This is a genomic window from Yoonia sp. (assembly GCF_036007805.1).
Classification (GTDB): domain Bacteria; phylum Pseudomonadota; class Alphaproteobacteria; order Rhodobacterales; family Rhodobacteraceae; genus Yoonia.
On the sequence record NZ_DASYOK010000186.1, the window covers coordinates 1 to 2,884 of the forward strand.

The window sequence follows — 2,884 nt, forward strand, 5'->3', positions numbered from 1 at the left end:
ACGCATTGCTGGCGGCACGGTTGGCCCGGCTCTGATGCGTATTCCATTTGACAATTCCTACGCGCAATTGCCGCCACAGATGTACACCGCGCAATTGCCGACACCGGTGAAAGCGCCGCAGGTGATCGCGACAAATGCCGCACTGGCAACGATCCTCGGGATTGATCCCGCAGAGCTGGCCACACCTGACGCGGCACAGGTTTTTGCAGGCAACCATATCCCCGACGGGGCCGCCCCGCTTGCGCAGGTCTATGCGGGGCATCAGTTCGGCAACTGGAACCCGCAACTGGGCGACGGGCGTGCTGTGCTTTTGGGTGAGGTTGTGGGCAAAGACGGCATCCGCCGCGATATCCAGCTCAAGGGCGCGGGGCGCACGCCCTATTCACGCAGCGGCGACGGGCGCGCGTGGCTGGGGCCTGTAATGCGCGAATACCTCGTCTCCGAGGCGATGCACGCGATGGGCGTGCCCACAACCCGCGCGCTGGCCGCCGTGACCACCGGCGAAGACGTGTACCGTGAAGAACGCCTGCCCGGTGCTGTCATCGCACGCGTCGCCCAAAGCCATATCCGCGTCGGCACGTTTCAGTTCTTTGCCAGCCGTGGCGATATGCAGGCGCTGCAAGCGCTGACAGACCACGTCATCGCGCGGCACTACCCCGACGCAACCGGCCCGGCGGACCTGCTTGATCTGGTGATTGCCCGCTATGCCAAACTGATTGCGTATTGGATGGGTCTGGGGTTCATCCACGGAGTGATGAACACTGATAACGTCTCGATTGCAGGCGAGACCATTGATTACGGACCTTGCGCCTTCATGGACGGCTTCCACCCCGACAGCGTGTTCAGCGCGATTGACCAATACGGGCGCTATGCCTATTCCAACCAGCCCGGGATCGGCGTATGGAATATGGCGCAGTTTGCGACCGCACTGATCCCGCTGATGCCAGACCGTGATGCAGCGATTGAAGATTTTACAGCCGCCGTGCACCGCATGCCTGCGCTCTATGAAGAGGCATGGCTGTCGGTCTTTGGTGCGAAACTGGGGATCGCTGACCCTCAGGAAGATGACCGCAAGCTGATTACCGATCTGCTTGATCTGATGGCCAAGGATGGTGCAGATTTCACCAACACCTTCGCCAATCTGAACACAACCAATGCCCGCGATCAGTTCATCGACCGTGATGCTTTCGATACGTGGGCCGCGCGGTGGCAAACCCGCAAATCAGCCGGTGCCGCGCAAATCATGGCGCAGGCCAACCCGCACATCATCCCGCGCAACCACCGTGTTGAAGAGGTCATCCAGGCAGGCCGCACCGGCGACTATGCGCCATTCCACGCGCTTCTGGCGGCAGTGACAGCACCCTACGCATCGCTGACAGAGGCAACCGCCAGATTCGCGCGCGAGCCCAGCAAGGACGAAATGGTTACGCGGACGTTCTGCGGGACCTAGGCCGGTTCACCATCAGGATCCCGATGGCGACGAGGATCAGCGCCATGATCAGGTTGGGCCCAACCTCTTCGCCCAGCAACAGCCAGCCAAGCGCCACCGTCAGCACCGGTGACAGAAAGCTGAACGAGGCCACACCGGATGCGGGATAAATCGACAAAAGCCAAAGCCAGAAGATGAAACCCGCACTGACCACCACAACGATCTGGAACGCCAGCCCTGCGATATGGACGGGGGCAATATCACGGATCAAAGGGCCGAAGAAGAGTGCGGCAAAGAGCAACAGAGGCGCCGAGACGCCAACCTGCCACATCAACTGGATTTCAGGGCGTACCCGCGACAGCGACGAGGCTTTGGCGATCATCGCGGTGACGGCCCAACCGACGGCGGCACCCAAAGCCGCTAGATCACCCCAGAAACTGCCCACACCATCATCACGGGTCAGGATCGCAACCGCCACCCCCGCTAGAGCGAGCCCAAGGCCAACAGCTTTGACAGGCGTGATCTTATCGCTTGGCATGATGAAATGCGCCATGATCGCAAGCCAGATTGGCATCGAATAAAAGATGACAGACGCGCGGCTGACAGCCGTCAGATCAAGGGCCACAAAGAGACAAAAAAACTCGAAAGCAAAGACGCAACCAACGGCAAAGCCCGCAACCCGCGTGCCCTTTTCAAAACGCAACGGGATGCCCCGCCAGCGCAACCAGAGCCAGATGCAGACCACGGCCCCTGCCGAGCGTAGCCCTGCGAAAAAGACCGGCTGCAGCCCACCATTGGTGACCTTGATCACGACCTGATTAAAGGCCAGCAAAAGCGCAAAACTTGTGAGTGCCACCGCACCGAACAGATCAATCTGGGTTTTCTTTTCCATCCGCGCAGATCATGCGCGCAGGCCCCCGGTGTCAAGCGAAACCCTATGACTTTCCATGTCCCTTCAAACTTCCGCCGGAGGCAGCAACCGCGCAGAAGGGTACAAGGCTAATTGCCGATCATCCAGGTCCCCTCGGGCCAGAAGGCGTGGAACGCAAAAGCAAACAGCACATCATGTGGCAGGTCGTTGCCCGCGTCGTCGCGCACCCGCACGTTGCCCACGTCCTTGCCTGCGCCGATGTCGGCACTATCCAGCGCCGGGGCCTGCCCTGCGGCCCATGACAGGGTCACGCCTGCCTCGGTCAGCGTTCCCGCCTCTGTCAGGCGCGTCAGCGGCCACGCCCGATCTCCGACGCGAACAACGCGCGCCAAAGCGGGGATGTTATGGGGTGGCATTTCACCGGAATAGAGGAACGGGCGATGAGAGCTGTCATAGCGCACATAGGGGTTGGCCCCGTAGTTGCGGTTGAAGGCGGGCTCTTCCATCACCAAGCCTTCGGGATTGCGGCTTGCAAAAGTCTCCCAGCTTTCCATCCAGCTGGGCAGACTGATCAGGTCTGCCCC

Annotated in this window: 3 protein-coding genes; 1 reads left to right on the top strand and 2 read right to left on the bottom strand. The window is 60.8% G+C overall.

The features are described from left to right. The first annotated feature begins 34 nt into the window (after positions 1-34). A complete protein-coding gene (locus VGP75_RS10835) occupies positions 35-1,450 on the top strand; it encodes a protein adenylyltransferase SelO (RefSeq protein ID WP_327543680.1) in 1,416 nt (471 codons plus the stop codon). Here the strand turns inward: VGP75_RS10835 and VGP75_RS10840 are convergent. Together VGP75_RS10840 and VGP75_RS10845 are read right to left on the bottom strand one after the other, a co-directional pair. Further along, the gene (locus VGP75_RS10840; RefSeq protein WP_327543678.1) at positions 1,425-2,321 is read right to left on the bottom strand and encodes a DMT family transporter; all 897 of its coding nucleotides are present in this window, start codon (positions 2,319-2,321) and stop codon (positions 1,425-1,427) included. The genes VGP75_RS10835 and VGP75_RS10840 overlap by 26 nt on opposite strands. A 107-nt stretch (positions 2,322-2,428) precedes the next feature. After that, positions 2,429-2,884: DUF3179 domain-containing (seleno)protein (locus VGP75_RS10845; protein ID WP_327543679.1), on the bottom strand; the 456-nt coding region annotated here is incomplete at its 5' end.